The following is a 20,368-nucleotide window of genomic DNA, read 5'->3' as shown; positions in this document are numbered from 1 at the left end:
AACATGTCTCATGAAGATGAATATCTATCAGTAGAAGAATTAATTGAGATTCAAAAGGAAGAGACTCGCGATATCATTGCTGCGTTATTGGAAGATGGCAGTGATCCAGATTCACTCTATGAGATTGAGCATCATCTGTTTGCTGAAGACTTTAGCACGCTGGAGAAAGCGGTCGTTGAAGCATTTAAAATGGGCTTTGAAGTTTTGGAAGCTGAGGAAACAGAAGATGAAGACGGCAACAAACTACTTTGCTGTGACGCGACCATGGAGTCGACTCTGGATGCAGAAGCAATTGATGCTCAAGTAGAAAAATTGGTCCACTTAGCCGAAAAGTACGACATCATCTATGATGGTTGGGGTACTTATTACGAAGGCGAAGATGCACTTTACCCTGACGAAGATGAAGACGACGAGTAAAGTCTTTGACTAATCGTTGAAAAGCCAGCGTTGATCGCTGGTTTTTTTTGGCCTCTGGTATGAGCTTTCGATTCACATTGAGTTTATTAGGCTTTTTTCTTTATAATGCATAAAATTGATCTAGCTCAAGGTGCATATGCAACTCTCTCTCGCCGGCTTATGGCAAGTCTCTCCACTTACTGACCTTACGATTCCTCAGGATGACATCCTATTACCTGCTCCTTTGAGTCAAGTGTTACCTGATGAGTTAAGCGAAGACGAGATTCGCCAGCAAGAGTGGCACTTGATGCATGACATCGAAGTCGATGAATCTATGTTGGCGTTTCCAGCGTGGAGTTGATATTAGCTGGGGTTGATTACCATGCTGAAGTGCGTCTAAACGGGATTGCCGTGTTTGATTGTGATGGGACGCAAAATGTATATAAGAAAGACATTCGCCCCTTCATGCAAATGGGACGTAACCGCTTTGAACTTTTGTTTCTAGAAGAAGATGAAGATCTTTTATTCGATGAGGATAAACCTGAGTTGTGTCCGCTTTCTGAGCATCAGTATAAGAAAAGCGACGACCGACTCGGTGTGTGGCAAGAACCATACTTACAGTTCATTCGTAACGTACGCTTAGAGCGAGTTGCAACAGAGCAGATTTGGCACCATGGTGGCGGCTGTGAGTTTAAGGTAGATCTCTACTATCAGACATTCGCACCGGGGTTGGTGTCCGCCGCTGTTAAGTTTAACGGTATGACTTACCACATTCCGATTGATGTTCGAGCTGAACATGCCAGTGCACTCTTTCAGGTTGAAGCGCCAAAGTACGCCGATCTTAATGATCCCGATCCTAATGATCTCTATCAGTTGTCAGTTGAACTGGATGGGCAGCGTCAAAACTTTACTGTTGCACTAAGCCAAGAGCTTTGCGTTACCCATATGGTTCTTTAATGTTGCTCTCCAGTTATTAAAGCTGTTTGAGCATCACGACTTCGCACGCATCGTGCCCTGTTTGTCCAAGCGGGGCATCAAGATGTTTAAAACCAAGCTTTTCGTATAATCCTACGGCTTCTCTTAGACATTCCGTCGTTTCCAAATAGCATTGCTGATACCCAAACTGTTTCGCCAGTTGTAAACTCAATGCAACAATACGTTTGGCTAAACCGTGCCCTCGTGTTTGTGGTAAGAAGTACATCTTTTGTAGTTCACACACATTCGATTCTCCTACTAAAGGAGCAAAGCCACCGCCACCAACGATCTCTCCGTGACGTTCAATAATCCAGTAGGCAGCCCCTTTTTGATTGTAAACCGAGTACATATCATCAAGCGTCGGATCTGCCACGCCATAACCTTTGTCTGCAGTTAAGCCATATTCTGCTGAAACTTGGCGAATGACGTTGGCAATTCCGGTGTTGTCTTGCGGGGTGAGTGGACGAAGTAGAAAATCAGCGATTTGTTCCATGTTGTGCCTAAAGTATTGAGCCCTGTTGGACTCAATATATGGCGTTTAAGCATGTCGATGCAAACAAAACTGCGGTGCTGGAGTTTTTGCTGATGATTTACGCATCCATACTTTCTCGTGGAAGTAGTAAGCGACCGTATTCAAGCTTGGCTCTATCATCGCCATAACCCCACCGATAAACGCATCACCAGTTAATAAGTAAACAACGGTAAACGCAACACTAAAGTGCACGCTTGCAAAGCTTGCCGTTTTCAGTTTGGTCATAAACTGTCGAGCTTTCAGGGCAGGTACCTTTGACCATGCTTTTTCATGAAAGTAAAAAGCTACCGTATTTACTGAAGGTTCGATCATTGCGATTAGACTACCAATTAAGATGTCGCCAGTTAGTATATAAGCCACACTAAATGCGATAGTGAAATGTAGCGCTGCGAAAGTTAGTGTCTTTTTCATAATGAACCCCTTTCTAGGATTGCCTTTACTTTGATGATTTAACTATATTGCAAATGATAATGATTTTCAATTAAGTTTTTGCAATGGTTGTGATAGGCGGTATCGATGAGTTAAGACGTGACAGAAGGACTTATAACGGTTGGTAAAATCGAATATCTCGGTGTGTGGTGTTGGTATCACTTACTGATGTGGATAAAAAAGCCACTTCAATTGAAGTGGCTTTGATGTATTAGCGAATTAACGCATTAACTAAATTCGTATTAAAGTGCAGCGATGGTTGTTTTCTGCTCTTCTAACTTAGTCAGCGTCTCTTTATAGCCTTCTAGCTTCTCACGCTCTTTGGCAACCACCGCTTCAGGTGCTTTCGCCACGAAGCCTTCGTTACCTAGTTTGCCTTCGATACGCTTGATCTCTCCGTGCGTTTTCTTGATTTCGCCATCTAGACGAGCAAGTTCCGCGTCTTTGTCGATCAAACCTGCCATTGGGATCATCAGCTCAGACTTACCAACTAGTGCCGTTGCACACGCTGGTGTTTGTTCGCCCGCTTCAAGCACACGTACCGCTTCTAGTTTGGCTAGAGACATGAGGACTTGTTTGCTTGCTTCTAGACGAGCGGCATCTTTTTCGTTTGCTGCTTTTAGCATCACATCCAAAGGCTTACCTGGGTTGATGTCGTATTCAGCACGTAAGTTACGGATACTTGTGATGAAGGCTTTCACCCACTCAATGTCGTCCAGCGCTTCTTGGTGGAAGTTCGCTTCGTCGTATTGAGGCAGGGCCTGTAGCATAATGGTTTCACCTTCAACACCGTCAACCAGCGGCTTGATGCTTTGCCAGATAGTCTCAGTGATGTAAGGAATCACAGGATGAGCTAGACGTAGTGTCTTCTCAAGAACGGTGATGAGCGTACGACGTGTACCACGTTGCTGTGCTTCAGTACCTTTCCATAGAACCGGTTTAGTTAGCTCTAGGTACCAGTCACAGAATTGGTTCCAGATGAATTCGTATAGCGTGTTCGCCGCCATATCTAGACGGAAGTTGTCGATATGGTTGTTGAACGCTTTCGCAGCGAGTTCGAACTGAGATTCGATCCACTTGTCAGCAAGGGAAAACTCGATGTCACCTTCACCAAAGCCACAATCTTGCTCTTCTGTGTTCATCATTACGTAACGGCTCGCGTTCCATAGTTTGTTACAGAAGTTACGGTAGCCTTCAAGACGCTTCATATCCCAGTTGATATCGCGACCTGTTGATGCCATGGCTGCAAGCGTGAAACGCAGCGCGTCTGTACCGTAGGCTTCGATGCCGTTTTCAAACGTTTTGCGTGTGTTCTTCTCGATTTTCTTCGCCAGTTGAGGCTGCATCATGTTGCCAGTACGCTTCTCAACGAGAGACTCAAGATCGATACCATCAATCATGTCGATTGGGTCAAGTACGTTACCTTTCGACTTCGACATCTTGTCGCCGTTTTCGTCACGGATTAGACCCGTAACGTAAACAGTCTTAAATGGTACTTGTGGCTTGCCGTTTTCGTCTTTCACGAAGTGCATGGTCATCATGATCATGCGTGCAACCCAGAAGAAGATAATATCGAAACCAGTGACTAGTACGTCTGAAGGATGGAATACTTTCAGATCGTCGGTTTGCTCTGGCCAACCTTGAGTACCGAACGTCCAAAGTGCAGAAGAGAACCAGGTATCCAGTACGTCTTCGTCTTGGTGTAGTTCAATTACAGATTCTAGGTTGTTGTTCTGACGAACTTCTTCTTCAGTACGACCTACGTAAACATTGCCTTGGTTATCGTACCAAGCAGGGATACGGTGGCCCCACCATAGCTGACGAGAGATACACCAGTCTTGAACGTCACGCATCCAAGAGAAGTACATGTTTTCGTACTGCTTAGGAACAAACTGAATGTCACCGTTTTCAACGGCTTCTACTGCTGTTTTCGCAAGGGGAGCCGTGCGGACGTACCATTGGTCAGTCAGCATTGGTTCGATAACCACGCCACCACGGTCGCCGTAAGGTACTTGTAGATCGTGATCTTTTACTTCTTCAAGTAAACCAAGTTCATCGAAGTCGGCAACCATAGCTTTACGTGCAGCAAAGCGCTCCATACCACGGTATTTAGCAGGAAGCTCTGTCGAGTATGCGTCGCTTGCTTCACCGTTTGTATTGAAGACTTCCGCTGCGTCACGGATGTTCGCGTCAAAAGTCAGAATGTTGATCATTGGTAGCTGGTGGCGCTTGCCCACTTCGTAGTCATTGAAGTCGTGCGCCGGTGTGATTTTCACACAACCAGTCCCTTTTTCCATATCGGCGTGCTCATCGCCCACGATTGGGATGCGACGATCAACGATAGGAAGGATAATTTCTTTGCCGATCAGATCTTGGTAGCGTGGGTCTTCTGGGTTAACCGCTACACCAGTATCGCCTAGCATGGTTTCAGGACGTGTGGTTGCAACAACGATGTAGTCTTTGCCATCTGCTGTTTTAGCACCATCTGCGAGTGGATAGCGGAAGTGCCACATGTTGCCTTTGGTGTCTTTGTTTTCTACTTCTAGATCTGAAATCGCTGTATGCAGCTTTGGATCCCAGTTAACAAGACGTTTGCCACGGTAGATAAGGTCATCTTCGTAGAGACGAACGAACACTTCTTGAACAGCGTTGGATAGGCCGTCATCCATTGTAAAGCGCTCACGCTCCCAGTCTACAGATGCACCAAGACGACGTAGCTGTTTTGTGATTGTTCCACCGGATTGACCTTTCCATTCCCAGATCTTGTCGATGAAAGCTTCACGACCATAATCGTTCTTGGTTTTGCCTTCTTCTGCCGCGATCTTACGCTCTACAACCATTTGAGTGGCGATACCCGCGTGGTCAGTACCGACTTGCCAAAGGGTGTTTTTACCCTTCATACGCTCACAGCGGATCAGCGTATCCATGATCGAATCTTGGAACGCGTGGCCCATATGCAAGCTACCAGTGACGTTCGGTGGCGGGATCATGATGCTGTATGATTCTTTAGTGGTGTCACCGTGTGGCTTAAAGTAGCCTTTCTCTTCCCAAGTCTGATACAGAGCTTGTTCGATTGAAGTTGGGTTGTATGTCTTTTCCATAGCGCTCTTTAAATGGATACGTTGATGGTTGAATCTTAGTCAATCTTTATAAGTGAGGGATCTTAACAAGATCGCCTTAACTATAAGGATTGACCGTTAAGGATATTGAATTTCGAACGTTTGCAGTTGGTAACCTGCTTGTCGGTAAATTTTATATCTTTCTCTTGCGAGTTGCTTAGCTTTTTCTTCGCAGGGCACGAAGTCTACCACTTGAGCAAACTTGTTCGCAAAGGTTGTCTCATTTTCCGCCAAATTTATTACTAATTGGCGATTCCACGATGGTTTTACGTTTTGGTGGCCGATTTCGATGTTGGTCGCGTATTTAGGCCCTTCACCAACGAGGTTGTGTGCCATGAACTTATCTGCATCAATTTGCCAGAAGACTTCTGCCAGTTGCTCTGCGTGCGTTTTGTCTTGGCAGTTCAGGTAGACTTTAGCGCCTTGACGGGCAAAGTGCTGAGCTAAAAACACAACGTATTCTTCAAAGCCTACGGTGTGTGCTTGTGGGCTATCTTGTTTAATGATGTAGAAAGTCGCAGTTTGCATCGTTTCTCTCGCTCTGTTCTGACCTCTGTCTACCATTCATGTTATAGAGAACATGGCGACAATAAAAAAGGGCCTTGCGGCCCTTTTTATTTGATTCAGAAATTACTCTTCTGTCTCTTGGCCGCTGCGGTTCAAAAGGAATTGGACGAGCATCGAGACAGGGCGGCCTGTAGAGCCTTTTGCTGCGCCTGATTTCCAAGCGGTACCTGCGATATCAATGTGTGCCCAGTTGTACTTTTTCGCAAACTTAGACAAGAAGCAACCTGCAGTGATAGTACCAGCAGGACGTCCACCGATGTTTTGCATATCAGCAAATGGACTCTTCAACTGTTCGTGGTACTCATCTGCCATTGGTAGGCGCCATGCTCGGTCACTGGCTTGCTCAGAGGCATTCACTAATTCGTGAGAAAGAGGGTTATGGTTAGAGATAACGCCGCTAATGTGGTGGCCGAGTGCAATCACACAAGCCCCCGTTAGTGTTGCAACGTCAACCACACAGTCTGGTTCGAAACGTTCTACGTAAGTCAGTGCATCACACAATACTAAACGACCTTCCGCATCAGTATTCAGTACTTCAACGGTTTGACCAGACATGGTTGTCAGAATATCCCCTGGACGGTAAGCGTTGCTACCCGGCATGTTTTCACAACCAGCTAGCACACCAATCACATTGATTGGTAGGTTCAGCTTTGCGAGGGCTTTCATTGTGCCGAATACGGATGCTGCACCACACATGTCGTACTTCATCTCATCCATACCTTCACCAGGTTTCAGTGAGATACCGCCTGAATCGAAGGTAAGACCTTTACCCACAAGTACAATAGGCTTTGCGTCTGAATCAGGGTTGCCTTTATATTCGATAACAGACATCATGGATTCGTTTTTCGAACCGCGACCTACTGCTAGGTATGATGTCATGCCCAGTTTTTCCATCTCTTCTTCACCAATGATTTTGGTGGTGACCGTCTCGTAATCGTCGGCGAGGCGGCGAGCTTGCGAAGCAAGATAAGCTGGGTTGGCAACATTCGGTGGCATGTTACCTAGATCTTTCGATGCTTTTACGCCCGAGGATATCGCTAAACCGTGAGAGATGGCTTTCTCACCTAGGCTAAGTTCGCGACGAGTTGGCACGTTGAAAACAAGCTTACGTAGAGGACGACGCGTCTCTGGTTTTACGCTTTTAAATTGGTTAAACGTATACAGACCATCTTTAGTTGCTTCTACTGCTTGACGTACTTTCCAGTATGTATCGCGGCCTTTAACGTGAAGTTCTGTTAAGAAACAAACGGCTTCCATTGAGCCAGTTTCGTTAAGTGTGCTGATCGTCTTTTGAATGATCTCTTTGTACTGGCGTTCGCCAAGTTCACGTTCTTTGCCACAACCGACAAGCAAAACGCGCTCCGACAACACACCTGGTACTTGATGCAGTAGTAGCATCTGACCTGGTTTACCTTCTAGATCACCACGGCGAAGTAGTGAACTGATGTAACCGTCACTGATTTTATCAAGTTGTTCGGCTACTGGAGAAAGGCGACGTGGTTCAAACACACCAACAACGATACATGCGCTACGTTGTTTCTCTGGACTGCCACTTTTTACACTGAACTCCATGCGTACTCCTACATCCTGAAGACAAATAGTTCTAAATGTTAGATAATGATCGCTGACTTGTTGAATTTTGGCTCCAGTCTTACATGCGGAGCTGATTAAGCGACTAACATCTAGTTTATAATTTTTAAAAAATAAATGGTTCAACGGGAAACTATAGTGATTCGACCAAAAAAACAAGTTTTGTATAGGTAATTTCAGCGTGATTATTGTTAGATATTTGATCCGCGAAACATTGAAGAGCCAATTTGCGATTTTTTTCGTGCTTTTTTTAGTGTTTTTGAGTCAGAAGTTCATCAGCGTCTTAGCTGACGCATCCGATGGTGACATACCTGCCGGGCTGATTTTCTCAATTGTTGGACTAAACATGCCAGCAATGGGGCTCTTAATGCTGCCATTAAGTTTATATATTGGCATATTGATTACTTTTGGTCGCTTGTATGCCGAAAGTGAAATAGTTGTCATGAATGCGACAGGTATAGGCAATAAGTTTCTTGTACAAGCGGCATTGTACTTGGCGTTGATCACATCAGGGGTTGCGGCTTTTAATGCGTTGTGGTTGTCCCCGTGGTCTCAAGATCGTGTTGAAGGGTTGTATGAACAAGTCGCATCTGAAAATAGTGTCGATCTGCTGAAAAAAGGGCAGTTCCAAGGGACACCCGATGGATCGTCTGTGGTTTTCATTGATGACATAAAAGACAGTACATTAAGTAATGTGTTTGTCGCCCAAATGCGTCCAAGAGATTCTGTTTTACCTAGTGTTATGTTCTCTTCCTCAGGCGAAGTCAAAGAGCTGTCAGATGGTCGACAGATCATTACCATGCAAAAAGGCACGCGTTATGAAGGTGTTCCAACCCGCGTTGAGTACATGATCACTAAGTTTGATGAATACGAGGGCGTGATTGGCCAACGAGAAGTTAAAAAGAAAGGGCGAGACTGGGAAGCTTACCCAACCAGAGAGTTAATCGGCCATCCAGATAGAGAAGCGCAAGCGGAGTTACAATGGCGTATCTCGTTGTTTGTTTGTATTCCTTTATTAACGATGTTGGTGATTCCTCTTTCTGCAGTAAATCCGCGACAAGGACGTTTTGCTAAAATGGGACCTGCCATTCTAATTTATTTGGCATACTTCTTAGCCATTAGTGCAACGAAGTCAGCCTTAGAAGATGGTGCCATCCCAGTTGAGATCGGTTTGTGGCCGATCAATGCGATGTTACTCATCGTCGCTGTACTTGCGAATATGGTGGATAGTGTCCCAGTAAGAAAAATGAAAGAAAAGTTCCGCAAGAAGAGGTTAGCGTAAGCTGTGTTTAGAATCTTAGACCTGTATATAGGTAGAACCATAATCTCTACTTCGGCCTTAGTGTTGGCAACGTTTGTTGGTTTATCGGGCATCATTAAATACGTCGAACAGCTACGAAAAGTCGGTCGAGGCATTTATGATCTTAGCCATGCACTCTATTTTGTTTTGCTGAGTGTTCCGCGTGATATTGAGATGTTCTTTCCAATGGCGGCGCTACTTGGTGCTTTGATTGGATTAGGAATGTTGGCGTCAAGTTCTGAGCTGGTGGTAATGCAAGCGGCTGGTTTTTCCAAACTGGATATTGGTCTATCTGTGCTTAAAACTGCTGTACCTTTGATGCTCATCGTCATGGCGTTGGGTCAATGGGGAGCACCAGAAGCGCAGAAAATGGCTCGTGATTTGCGTACGTTTGCTATTTCTGGCGGTAATATTGTTTCGGTGCGTTCTGGGGTATGGGCGCGTGATGCGAATGACTTTATCTTTATTGGGAAAGTGGAAGACGACAAGCTGTACGCACTGAATATGTGGCGTTTCGATGAAGATAAGAACTTGAAGAAAGTCATTTTTGCTGAGGAAGTGGATTACCGTCAAGACAATACTTGGGTAATGCGTGATGTTCAGATTACCGATATGGAAAATGAAAATGTGATAGCCAAGCAAGAGGTTGATCAGATGGAGTGGGATACAACATTGGCTCCGGATAAACTTGCCGTTGTGACTGTGAAGCCAGAAGAGCTGTCACTAAGTGGCTTATATGATTATGTTACCTATCTTAAAGCTTCAGAACAAGATGCATCACGCTATGAACTTGCTTTCTGGCGTAAGCTCAGTCAACCGCTGTCAATAGCCGTTATGATGCTGATGGCGTTGTCATTTGTCTTTGGTCCATTAAGAAGTGTGACCATGGGAGCTCGAGTTTTATCGGGCGTTGTGGCCGGATTCACTTTTTATATCTCCAGCGAGTTTTTTGGACCGTTAACTTTGGTTTATGGCATACCGCCAGTCTTCGGTGCTTTAGCGCCAAGTTTGGTCTTTTTAGCGATAGCGGTCGGATTATTGAGAAGAAAGCTCTAGCGTGAAAAATACGTAGACAAGTGTTTTCTTACGAATGTCAGTTGATAAAGCAAGAGGAAGGCTCGGAGCCTTCCTCTTTTCTATATTAAACTCTAAATGTCGTCATCTCGCCTTGGGTAAAACGATGACTTCCGTTTTGGCCCACATGTCGTGAAAGCCTCGTTTCTTCGGATCAATCGGCACGGTTAGGTTTGCCAAGCCAAATCCAGACGTTGCTAAACGAATTAACGCTTGTGTTACGGTTATGGGGGAGCCATTTTTTGCATCACGAACCTGAAGTTTCCAAGCACGCATCCCCAAAGTTTGACCCGCCCGTGTCCAGAAAAAGACAAAGAAATAAATCCATACTACGGCTAAATACAGTGTGAAGAGTGGGCTCATGACCGGATGTTTACTTAGCATGTCCGCTGCATCCACATATTCACCGTAGCTTAATACGCCAGCCGCGTTTAAGGCAAACACAATCGCTATCACGATCCCTGCGGCCATCATTTCTATAGCCAGAATAATCAATGTGTCATAGACCAAAGCCGCTAATCGACGAAATAAACCTGCGGGTGGAAGAGTTGTAGAAGTCGTCATAATGCCTGTACTTACCTTTAAAATTGTTGCTCAGAATATAGATTCCCTTTAAATGTGAAAAGAGACGCAACGCACAGAGTGCTTAATTATGATGAAATCTAAATGATTTCTCCGCTAACAGCTATGGCTAGCAGCCTAATCGGTTGACGGTAAGAGTATATAAGAAACCAAGCTCAAAAGAGTTTCGCTGATTTTAGCTTTTTCAATAGCGTGCTTTTTGAGCGGTAACTTGATTAGATAGCTGTGAGAGTTGGTGTTTTTCTTCTTCAGTAAAGTGTTGTGTTAATGCCAGTTGCAATGCCTTCTCAGAGAGTTTAGTTGCCGGGGTAGCAAATAATGTCGGATGCATGGTAGACAATGCCAACAACGCTTTTTGCAAGCGAATTTGAACGGATAGGTGTGCCGCACCATCGTGAGCTATCGGTAGAAACACATCATCAAACAAATCGTAGCAGCTTAATGAGGGAACAAATAACCTTGGAAATCGAGTTTTTATTGGTCTTTGATTAGTGAGTTCACCCCATAAAGAGAGTGCTCGTATAGAACGTCCAATCACATCAATCGCTGTTCCACTATCATTGACTGCTGGAGAAAGTGCTCTTGAGGCTATCTCTGCCAGTACCACGAAGCCAAAGCGAGGGTCTTGATCGTATGTGCGTTCGGCGCGAATAGTGAAAGCAACGGTTATGTCACTTTCATCGTTCAACTCACCACAAATCCAGGCTAAGGGTTGGTTATGGTACACAAAACTACCTGGTTGCCGCTCAATGTATATTGTGCACTGGCTTGATTCAGCGCAGCTATCAAGGTGTTGCATGTCGATATGTTGTAAGTAGCCAATCTCTCTGCTGTATATAGGCTTACTGTCCTTGGGTTTGTGTTTCGGGTTACTCCAAGGGCGAGCGCCAAGCCAAGGTTCATTGCCGCGCTTTTGGATAGCATTCTGCAATGCTTGTTCGACTTTTGCTGTCGTTTCACACACTCTTCCAAGTACAGATAGGTGCTGAATCCAGCGCAGTAGAGTCATTATGATCATCACGACCACAACGATAGTGACAACGAATAGATAGATACGAGCTTGATCGTGATAAGCGTCGATGCCCAGAGCGATAATGCCGACTAAGCTAAACAAAAACGAGCCGAGGAAAGTCGCCAGTGCGTTTTGGGTTGTGCTGTCTTCCATTAATAATTGCGTCGCTCTGGGGGTAACGCCTGCGCTGGCTGCACTGTACGCTGATACCATGATGTTCAAAGAAAAAGTGGTGACGGCCAGCATTGATGTTGCAAGAATATTTAAAATGTTGTTCAGGAGTTCATAGCTGACGTTAATGGTGGGAGGTAAAATAATAAACTTGTTTAGAACGACAGAGATTAACGCGGTAACGACAGCAAGTAAGGCGAAAAGTGAGGTGCGAACCCATAGTTTTCGTGTTATTCGCGTTAATAACCATTGCCACTTGGAACCTGTCATTGTTGTACTCCTATCTGTACGGTTTCCGAGTCAACATTGGAAAGCGTTTACTGTGTTGCTTCTATTGTGAGGTATGTCTTCAGTTCGCCTTAGCACCTGGCTAGGCTTGCTGAAAGCGTACAGTCGAATGGTTAAAGCATAGATGAAGTTTACTTAACTTTTACGTATTGGTAAGGAACTTAGCCGCAATTATGGCTCTGCGTTTTTAAGCTGGTGGCTATTTCGGAGTCGACGGGTCCCTAGGTTAAAACGGATAATACCTAAATATCACATTTTGTGGCGAAATTATCAGCAAACGATAGTTGTTTAAGGTTTTTCTGCTTGCGCAGGTCAAAAGCTTCCGTATAATGCCAATCATCAAAAGGCAATAGCCTAAAGATGCCGGTGTGGTGAAATTGGTATACACGACGGATTCAAAATCCGTTGCCTTCGGGCGTGGCGGTTCAAGTCCGCCCACCGGTACCATACATAGAAAGGTCGCTTTTATAGCGGCCTTTCGTCGTTTTAGGTGTTTGAAAATGTTCGATTTTTCAGGTGCTTACCTCAGTTTTCCTTTCTTGTTATCAACGCTTTTCTCGCTCCATTTTACTCCCTTTATCCGTCTTAAAATTTCTCCCATGGTCCATATATGGTTCATCGCATGACGATTCTGTGCGCAAGGGAATCCCAGTAAATCCAACAAATGCAAAAAACAGCCGTCGTGAAAGCCAGTATTACCAAGGGCTTCGAGCGAGAAGAACCATGGTACGACCATGGTGACTTTACGGTGCTATGCGGTTTTGGTTTTTCTTCTATGGGACAACTGATCGTTTTGATGGATATGTCGAAAAGTCGGTTTTAGGCGGTTTTGCAGTGTGCTTTGGAAGGGCATTGGGGTATTTATGTGTGAATGTTGTACTTAAGTCAAAGATATGTATATGAAATCAAATTATTATCTATTGATGTCAATCAGTATGGATATGTATGGTAATGGCACAATCAGATGAAGTTTCTCAGTTTTTAGACTTTCTGGTAGATGCAATTTTGATTGTTGATCAATACTCTAATATTGTGTTTGCGAATAAGTCATGTGCTCTGTTATTTGGTTATGAAAGAGATGTATTGTTAACTCTTAGGCTGAACGACTTGATGTAACCGAATGTTGTCAATCATCACGATGCGAAGGTTAGTAACTTTGTACTTAACCAGTCACAAGCAAGAGCTATGATGTCTAGAAGTATTGTGCCTTGTCGAAATTCTAGTGGTGATGGGTTTAACGCCGGGATTTCTATAGCAAACATTGTCTTTAATGGCATGCAATGCGGGATAGCGACTTTACATGATTACTCTAGAGTTCAAGAGTTAATTGATGAGCTAAAGGAAGAGGCAAATACTGACGCACTAACAGGCTTATTTAATAAGCGTCACCTTGAGAGTGTATTGGAAAATCAGTCATTAAGCGTACTTGATTCTGGCTGCTTGGGGGTTGCCTATCTTGATTTAAACGGATTTAAGTTAATTAATGATACGTTTGGACATGATATTGGTGACCAGCTTCTTGTTGAGATATCTACTCGCTTGAAAGGGAAGTTACGTAGTAGTGATATCTGTTTTCGAGTCGGTGGGGATGAACTCCTTATATTGTTTAATATTAATGACCACAAGAACTATGAACAAGAAGCTAAAGGCATAGCTAATAAACTACATGAACTAATTTCAGAGCCTGTTTCAGTCGATAAGGTCGATGGTGATATTGCGGTTGGAGTCAGTATTGGAATTGGCATTTATCCGCATGATGACCGTGAATTATCAGTGTTAATAGATAAGACGGATAGAGCTATGTATGTAGCTAAAAAACAAAAACTACCGTATGTGCTTACTTCAACTTTAAGTTGATCTGTATTAGTAAATAAAGTGATTGATCGTTTTGATTGGGTTGTCGTTAAGCCTTTTGTCATGGGCGTTGTTGGGTAGGGTGTGGTTAGTTCGTCGGGGATAGACATTAACAACCAATCACACAGATGAATTAACTCCAAGTTGATATCGATATGCAACTGTGTAATCTTCTTTATAGTGGTGAACAAATGGAGCTTGGCCAACTATGAAGATGATTTTCGTCGATGCTGAAAATGTAGGACTGAAGGAGCTAGAAAAAATTAACGCTTCTGTTGTTGATAAAGTCTTTGTTTTTTCTAAGTCAGATTCAGTCAAGCTTGTTTGTGAAAAGTCGTTGTACCTGTTCTTATCTGACTATCCGACAGGTCAGAATCAAGCCGATTTCTATATCATTGCATATCTTTCTAGGGTACTACTTGCTTTAGATAAAAAGCAGTTGGGCTCTGTTCATTTTGAGCTATACAGTAACGATGAAAGTTTAATTTCAGCATTTGAGTTTCAGTGCAAGCAATTAGGCGCACCTTTTCAAAGCATCAGGACTAGAGAGAACACAGTTGTTCCAATTGTTAAGCCACAACAGACACCCCAAAAATCCCCTGAAGACAAGCTTCTTCATGCTTTGAAGTCTCCTCGTGCTTTAGATCCTAGCTTTCAAAAGCAGCTAGGGCTGTCAAAGTCAGATTTTACCAAGGCAATCAATGAGCTTTCCAAAAATAACCAAATCAAGCGTAGTCCTCGGTCCAAGAAAAAATGGGTTAGGTGTTAGTACGCTGACTTACCGACCTCATTAAAGTGTAATAAATGGCGGTATTCTCCATCGCTACTACTAACCATCAGAGTGTGAATATCGCTGTTCTAAGCTCGTTCTGTGACGATTAGAGTACCCTCTGGTGGTAATTGTTCGGGATTAGTGTGTCGGCTCTCGGTGTGCTCTGAGCTGAATGCTTGCGGTTGAGTTTCTATGCGAGATGTAGGGACTCACTTTGCTTCGGGTGTCTGTGATTTGGTGATTGTGCGAATGTTGCGAAATGAACTGAGAGCTAGGGTTGGGATAGGATCTTGATATTAAATATATAATAACCAGTACAACAGCTTGCCGTAGGTCGCTGTTGTACTGGTTATTATTAATAGTATGTTCTTGAGTCTGGCTGTGAATTTCAAAACATCATTGATGGAGAAAGTGCTTGAACAGTATGGATTTTAACGCGGATATCCAACTCCATGAGTCTGTTCTCAGAGTGATAAGCACGCATGAAGTTGTGTGCTTAGAGTTTTCACCTTTACCCTAGAACCTCGACGTCGCTGAACATGTAGCCATGTTCTAGCAGGGATTGTTTAACTGAATCTCTTATATCGACATCAATATGAGTGAGTAATTCTTCTGCTGCTAGTTTGGGTGTGAACTTTGCGATGCTACACATACTTAAGCTTTTATTTAATGCTGTAACAGGGACTGGGCGACTTAGATAAAATCCTTGAGCTTGTTCACAGTCTAACTCCTCAAGAATACACAGCTGTTCAAGGGTCTCTACGCCCTCAGCAACGACTTGAATCCCAAACCCATTGGCTATATCAACGATGCCGGAAGTAATTGCTCTTGATCGATAGTCAATAGCAATGTCTTTGATGAAACTACGATCTATCTTGATTTCATCAACGTCTAATTTATTAAATATGCCAAATGAGGTATAGCCAACACCAAAGTCATCAATAGAGAATGTTACACCATACTTCTTCAGTTTCTTTACTAGCCTTGCACATTGCTCAATATCCTCTAACGTAGCTGTCTCTGTAATTTCAAAGCATAGGTATTGCGCAAAATCACGGTCTTGTTTTAAGTAAGTTTCGATTTGGCGCATGTATTCAACACTATTCAGCTCAGTAGCAGAAATATTCACCGATACGCTTTGAATAGAATGTCCTAGGAGCTGGGTTTCTTTAAGTTGTTTTGATGCTTGCTTGATAACTAGTGCTGTTAAAGCACTACAGAGATTGTTCTCTTCTGCCAGCGTGATAAATACAGCAGGAGATATATCTCCATGTTGGTGGTGTTTCCAGCGAGAGAGCACTTCAACTCCAGTTACTCTCTTATCTTTTAGATGATACTTTGGTTGAAATACGATCTGTATTTGTTCTTTTCGTATTGCGTTACGTAGATCTGCAATCATCTGTTTTCTTTGGAGATCTTGCTCAGCGAGTTTTTTGTCGTGGTACCGGATAGTGTTTTTCGTTATCTTTGCTTGAGCGAGCGCATATTTGGCTGACGACATGAGCTGTTTAACGCTTTCTCCATCAAATGGATAGAGCGCAACACCAATAGAGCACGTTACATCAATGCCATGACGTTTTGAGTGCTGGCTAAACTGCCTTTGAATAAGTGCTAGGTGCCTGTCAATTTGCTTCTCGTCGTGCATGCGAATCAAGCAAGCAAACCCATCCGAATGAGTCCTTGAAGAGAAAAGTGGAGAGACAGTAGAGGAACTAATAGATTGTGCGATGTCTTTTAAAAATTGATTGCTCTTTTCAAAGCCGAGTTGATCGGCAATGGGCTTAAAGTTGTCAATATCGAGAAGAAAGAGAACATAATGTTCATTTTCTTTGGCACTACTGAACTTTTGCTCCAAATAGCGAAAAAAGACGTAGGGACTATGCAGGCCTGTCACATAGTCAATGTCATTAGCCCGTTCAACATCTCGGTTGTTCTTTTTTATCAGCCCCCATAGCAAGAGAGACGTGATCATGATAAATAGCATCCCCTTTAGTGACTGAACCAGCGTGTATACTTGATTACTAGATAGGAGCTCTACCGCTTTATCTGAGAATAAAACCCACAGTGACGCGAATACAAAGTAAGCAAAAACGAGTTTAGCGGAGGTGAGGGAGTTTTTTTCATATAGACCACAGTATTACTCGTGTACTGCCCATGACTAAGGTCATACTTATATGATTAACCTATCATTACATCGAGTATCAAGCTAGTGACACATCACTTAAACTGTTTAAAATGCTACATTAAACATATAGTTTTACTACGAAAACTAATGTTTAGTCGCATCAAGACCCTCTAAATATAAGTTTTACTTTCTTGAACCCTTCAAGTATCGGCTAGCATTTTGATCTTGATGCTGGTTTTTTGGTCAGCTACTGGCTCTATTTTCTATCTATGTCGGCCATATCAGTTTCAAAATAGATATAAGTCAGTATAAGAGTTTCATATCTCATGCAGAACTGTCAAAATCTACTAAAACTTGATTTAACACATGTGCAGTAGCACGTACTATTACTTCGAATAAACCAATGGATGACTTAATTTATGGAATATGTGGGTGAATCAAAACGGATGAAAGACAAGTTGAATTTGAGGCAACTTATTCTGATTCTAAGCATCTTTAGTGTATTGGTCACTCTTCTGAACGCTTTTTACTCCATGTATCGTGTCCAACATGACCTCATTGTCACCAACACCATTGAATCCAATCGTGTTTACGCTGAAAAAATGGCCGAAATGACGGACACTTTCATTGAATCAGCTTTGTCTCAATTGGAGTATAGCGCGCTTACGCTTGGGAGTAGGATAGGTGATTCAGATGCGTTGCAACAAGAAGTAGATCGATTAAGAACCCAAACTGACTCTTTTAACTCTGTAGTCATCGTCAATGCGAAAGGGGGTATCATTTCCGTTTCACCAGAAACAATACAAGTGAAAGGTGTCCAATTAACAACAGAAAGTTCGCTACAATCGTTGAACGCTAAGGCTCCAATCGTCACGAATCCGTTCGTATCCCCGGCAGGTAATTATCTAATAAGTATTTCGTACCCTATCTTCTCCGCACAAAAAGAGTATTTAGGTTACGTTAGCGGGAGCATTTATCTCGATAAGAAAAACATATTAATGAGCATACTTGGGCACCATGGCTACAGAGATGGGTCATACCTCTATGTTGTGGATAAAAATCGGACATTGATTTATCACCCTAATAAACAACGAGTGGGAGAAGTCATAGTCAATAATGAAGCGATAAATGAGGTGACTCAGGGAGAGAAAGGTGGGAAAGCTATCATTAACTCTCAGGGTATTGATATGCTTGCTGGGTACGCACCAGTCAATTATTCTGGTTGGGGGATAGTTGCTGTGAAATCGGAAAGCCTCACTCTGTCAGTGCTTAATTACCAAATGTGGAGTGTATTTGTTGAAACACTTCCAATTGGTGCGCTCACGCTTTTAATTATTTGGATATCTTCGGTTTTTATCTCAAAACCATTATGGCAATTAGCGAGTGTCGTCAAAAAATTTGAAAGCCACACTTCGACTAAACGAGACTTAAATGAAGTTAAACCTTGGTATTTTGAAGCGTCACACCTGAAGCGTTCATTCGTCAGTACATTCAATATTGTATCCAACACAATTGATCAACTGCACCTCGATACCTTAACTGATTCTATGACTGGGTTGTTAAACCGCAGAGGTTTAGATAAGGCCATTGATAATTTGCGTATACAAAACACTCCATTTTCTGTGCTCGCTCTGGATGTTGATTACTTCAAAAAAGTGAATGATACCTTTGGTCATGATGTCGGTGATACTTTACTCATCAGTGTGGCAAATATGATCAAGGCGCAGGCGCGAGAGGTGGATATTGTCTGCCGATCTGGCGGAGAAGAGTTCATGGTTCTTTTAGTTAAAGCAGACATACGTCAGGCTGAGTACGTTGCCGAGAGAATTCGAAAGTCCATTGAATCCAATGAGTTTGATGTCGTAGGTCACGTGACGATTTCTATCGGAGTATCCCAATGGTTAGCCGAAAGAGAGCCGACTAGCGCCATTCTTAAAGGTGCTGATGATGCACTTTACCAAGCAAAACATAACGGTAGAAATAGGACTGAGGTACATAAGTTCAGATGATAAAATGGATACTGATCTGAACACTCATCTAAGCGATTTTGTCATACTTTAGATAATTTTTACTTAATTGTGCTAAAACAGTTTTGTCCATCAACATGTCAGCGAGATCTCGGCAAACACCTATGCCCCATTGTTACTTGGGGCTACTACTAATCCATCTATTGTGAGTATGGCTTTGCCTTAATAAATCTTATTTGAACTCGCCTCTAAATGAGTGGGCTTATCGATGTAACTCAGCAACGCTCATAGTGAAAACTAAATCCGAATCTGCTTGGTTTGAGTAGCTGTGAGGACATCCGTTTTAGCTATAGCGGACTGACCTTCATGCAGTTCTATGGCTTTCCCATCAATATTCAAAGTGAGTATTCCAGACTCAACATGAAAAAGTTCAAACGTGCCTTGTGGATGACCTGCTGATTCAAAAACTTCTGATGGTTTCATATTCCAGCGCCACAACTCAATCATATCTGGGCCGCTTGTTCCCGCCAGAAGTTTTGCGCTACCACCGTGCTCGCCAGTCCAAAGTGTTGGAATGTCCTCTTTATCAATGATGTTGACTGTTGGATTACTCGCAACATTCACAATATCGGCAACTGAAATCCCAAGGGCAGCAGACACTTTACACAACGTCGAAATGCTAGGGTTAGCTGCCCCTTTCTCTACTTCGACTAACATGCCTTTACTTATCCCTGCTCTTTTTGACAGGGCATCCAGTGACAACTTGAGCCTTTTTCGATGTTCCTTGATCCTTGCGGCTACCGCTTGATTAATGAAATCAGCATCAGTGCTACCATCGGTCGATATATTGACTTTTTTGGTCATTGTAATGTATCTTGCATGAAAATGAATCACTGAAGGAATTATCTAATGGTTGTTATAGTGCCGTCAATCGATACTCGGATTTCCCAGATTGCACCAGAGTTCAAAGCATTGAGCATATCCGTTAAAGGAACGGAAGTTCAGAGCCAAGAGTATGCAAAACGGGTTCTGCAAGAAGCATGTACTTCTGTCATTGAGAACGACTATCCATGGGCAGAATCACACATCAATGCGTGGGGAGATGTTTTTCGTCAATTTGGCGCTAAACCAAATCGAACCCCTTGCTCGGCTGCTGCACTGCGAAAACGAGTATTGAAAGATGGAGGAATGCAGAGCATTGACCCTATTGTGGATATTTATAATGCCATCAGTATTCGATACGCCATACCCGTAGGTGGTGAAGATATGGACAGTTATCAAGGAACGCCAACACTCACTATCGCAGATGGCTCTGAATCCTTTGACACCATGAAAAATGGTGAGGCTTCAATTGAAACCCCTGATGTTGGGGAAGTAATTTGGCGCGATGAAGTAGGCGTTACTTGTCGTCGTTGGAACTGGAGGCAGGGTGTCAGAACCCGAATTGAATCTGACACACGTAACATGTGGTTTATTCTAGAAAGCTTGCCTGAAATGCCACTAGAACACTTGCAGGAGGCGGGGCAAGAAATGATTAAACACTTGCAAGTGATCATGCCTGATTCAGTGATAGAGCAATCGTTGGTGTTTGCTTCAAAATCCATTGAGGTTTGAT

At 43.2% G+C, this 20,368-nt stretch carries 17 protein-coding genes, 1 tRNA gene and 2 pseudogenes; 11 read left to right on the top strand and 9 right to left on the bottom strand.

The annotated features are described in order from the left end of the window. Window positions 1-3: 3 nt before the first annotated feature. Window positions 4-417 carry a ribonuclease E inhibitor RraB gene (gene rraB, locus SU60_RS17540; protein ID WP_041156662.1) on the top strand — a complete coding sequence of 138 codons (414 nt, stop codon included), beginning with the start codon at window positions 4-6 and terminating at the stop codon, window positions 415-417. A gap of 136 nt (window positions 418-553) precedes the next feature. Next, a pseudogene (locus tag SU60_RS17535) lies at window positions 554-1,353 on the top strand (glycosyl hydrolase 2 galactose-binding domain-containing protein). A gap of 16 nt (window positions 1,354-1,369) precedes the next feature. Here the strand turns inward: SU60_RS17535 and SU60_RS17530 are convergent. The 5 genes and pseudogenes from SU60_RS17530 to pepA all read right to left on the bottom strand — a co-directional run. Continuing rightward, window positions 1,370-1,843 (bottom strand): annotated as a pseudogene (locus SU60_RS17530) (GNAT family N-acetyltransferase); the annotation flags it as partial. Window positions 1,844-1,909: 66 nt separating this feature from the next. Beyond that, window positions 1,910-2,314 carry a DUF2061 domain-containing protein gene (locus tag SU60_RS17525; protein WP_041156660.1) on the bottom strand — a complete coding sequence of 135 codons (405 nt, stop codon included), beginning with the start codon at window positions 2,312-2,314 and terminating at the stop codon, window positions 1,910-1,912. A gap of 260 nt (window positions 2,315-2,574) precedes the next feature. Further along, the gene (locus SU60_RS17520) at window positions 2,575-5,433 is read right to left on the bottom strand and encodes a valine--tRNA ligase (RefSeq protein ID WP_041156659.1); all 2,859 of its coding nucleotides are present in this window, start codon (window positions 5,431-5,433) and stop codon (window positions 2,575-2,577) included. 96 nt (window positions 5,434-5,529) lie between these two features. Beyond that, window positions 5,530-5,979: a DNA polymerase III subunit chi gene (locus tag SU60_RS17515; RefSeq protein ID WP_041156658.1), complete on the bottom strand. Its 450-nt coding sequence runs from the start codon at window positions 5,977-5,979 to the stop codon at window positions 5,530-5,532. 102 nt (window positions 5,980-6,081) lie between these two features. Beyond that, a complete protein-coding gene (gene pepA / locus SU60_RS17510) occupies window positions 6,082-7,590 on the bottom strand; it encodes a leucyl aminopeptidase (RefSeq protein WP_041156657.1) in 1,509 nt (502 codons plus the stop codon). A 199-nt stretch (window positions 7,591-7,789) separates the two neighbouring features. Here pepA and lptF point away from each other — a divergent pair, with 199 nt between their 5' ends. Both lptF and lptG read left to right on the top strand, forming a co-directional pair. Beyond that, window positions 7,790-8,890: an LPS export ABC transporter permease LptF gene (gene lptF / locus SU60_RS17505; RefSeq protein ID WP_041156656.1), complete on the top strand. Its 1,101-nt coding sequence runs from the start codon at window positions 7,790-7,792 to the stop codon at window positions 8,888-8,890. A 3-nt stretch (window positions 8,891-8,893) separates the two neighbouring features. Continuing rightward, complete coding sequence (lptG, locus tag SU60_RS17500) at window positions 8,894-9,964, top strand: LPS export ABC transporter permease LptG (RefSeq protein ID WP_041156655.1); 1,071 nt, start codon at window positions 8,894-8,896, stop codon at window positions 9,962-9,964. A gap of 102 nt (window positions 9,965-10,066) precedes the next feature. Here the strand turns inward: lptG and SU60_RS17495 are convergent, their stop codons facing one another. Both SU60_RS17495 and SU60_RS17490 read right to left on the bottom strand, forming a co-directional pair. Next, window positions 10,067-10,546, bottom strand: coding sequence for an RDD family protein (locus tag SU60_RS17495; protein WP_041156654.1), 480 nt, complete (start codon window positions 10,544-10,546; stop codon window positions 10,067-10,069). A 202-nt stretch (window positions 10,547-10,748) separates the two neighbouring features. Then, window positions 10,749-12,017, bottom strand: coding sequence for a DUF2254 domain-containing protein (locus tag SU60_RS17490; protein WP_041156653.1), 1,269 nt, complete (start codon window positions 12,015-12,017; stop codon window positions 10,749-10,751). Between the two features lie 380 nt (window positions 12,018-12,397). Here SU60_RS17490 and SU60_RS17485 point away from each other — a divergent pair. The 5 genes from SU60_RS17485 (at window position 12,398) to SU60_RS17475 (ending at window position 14,658) form a co-directional block, all read left to right on the top strand. Then, window positions 12,398-12,482: transfer RNA gene (locus SU60_RS17485), tRNA-Leu, on the top strand. 217 nt (window positions 12,483-12,699) lie between these two features. Further along, window positions 12,700-12,858: a hypothetical protein gene (locus SU60_RS22045; protein ID WP_023585693.1), complete on the top strand. Its 159-nt coding sequence runs from the start codon at window positions 12,700-12,702 to the stop codon at window positions 12,856-12,858. A 122-nt stretch (window positions 12,859-12,980) separates the two neighbouring features. Next, window positions 12,981-13,151: a PAS domain-containing protein gene (locus tag SU60_RS22935; RefSeq protein WP_128814718.1), complete on the top strand. Its 171-nt coding sequence runs from the start codon at window positions 12,981-12,983 to the stop codon at window positions 13,149-13,151. A gap of 69 nt (window positions 13,152-13,220) precedes the next feature. Beyond that, on the top strand, window positions 13,221-13,892 hold the full coding sequence (locus tag SU60_RS17480; RefSeq protein WP_084735948.1) for a GGDEF domain-containing protein: 672 nt from the start codon (window positions 13,221-13,223) through the stop codon (window positions 13,890-13,892). A gap of 205 nt (window positions 13,893-14,097) precedes the next feature. Further along, window positions 14,098-14,658, top strand: coding sequence for a hypothetical protein (locus SU60_RS17475; protein ID WP_041156651.1), 561 nt, complete (start codon window positions 14,098-14,100; stop codon window positions 14,656-14,658). A 514-nt stretch (window positions 14,659-15,172) separates the two neighbouring features. On the opposite strand, the gene SU60_RS17470 is transcribed toward SU60_RS17475, so the two are convergent. Next, window positions 15,173-16,633: a putative bifunctional diguanylate cyclase/phosphodiesterase gene (locus SU60_RS17470; RefSeq protein WP_245228436.1), complete on the bottom strand. Its 1,461-nt coding sequence runs from the start codon at window positions 16,631-16,633 to the stop codon at window positions 15,173-15,175. A 599-nt stretch (window positions 16,634-17,232) separates the two neighbouring features. On the opposite strand from SU60_RS17470, the gene SU60_RS17465 reads away from it, so the two are divergent. Continuing rightward, window positions 17,233-18,795, top strand: coding sequence for a sensor domain-containing diguanylate cyclase (locus SU60_RS17465; RefSeq protein ID WP_041156690.1), 1,563 nt, complete (start codon window positions 17,233-17,235; stop codon window positions 18,793-18,795). 255 nt (window positions 18,796-19,050) lie between these two features. Here SU60_RS17465 and SU60_RS17460 read toward each other — a convergent pair whose 3' ends face one another. Further along, on the bottom strand, window positions 19,051-19,617 hold the full coding sequence (locus SU60_RS17460) for a helix-turn-helix domain-containing protein (RefSeq protein ID WP_245228435.1): 567 nt from the start codon (window positions 19,615-19,617) through the stop codon (window positions 19,051-19,053). A gap of 45 nt (window positions 19,618-19,662) precedes the next feature. Here SU60_RS17460 and SU60_RS17455 point away from each other — a divergent pair, with 45 nt between their 5' ends. After that, window positions 19,663-20,367 carry a B3/B4 domain-containing protein gene (locus SU60_RS17455; RefSeq protein WP_041156650.1) on the top strand — a complete coding sequence of 235 codons (705 nt, stop codon included), beginning with the start codon at window positions 19,663-19,665 and terminating at the stop codon, window positions 20,365-20,367. The last annotated feature ends 1 nt before the right edge of the window (window position 20,368 follow it).

Origin of the sequence: Vibrio mytili (genome assembly GCF_000830505.1) — a bacterium.
Taxonomy (GTDB): domain Bacteria; phylum Pseudomonadota; class Gammaproteobacteria; order Enterobacterales; family Vibrionaceae; genus Vibrio; species Vibrio mytili.
The sequence above is the reverse complement of the archived record's forward strand: the minus strand, read 5'-3'. Positions and strand labels throughout refer to the sequence as shown.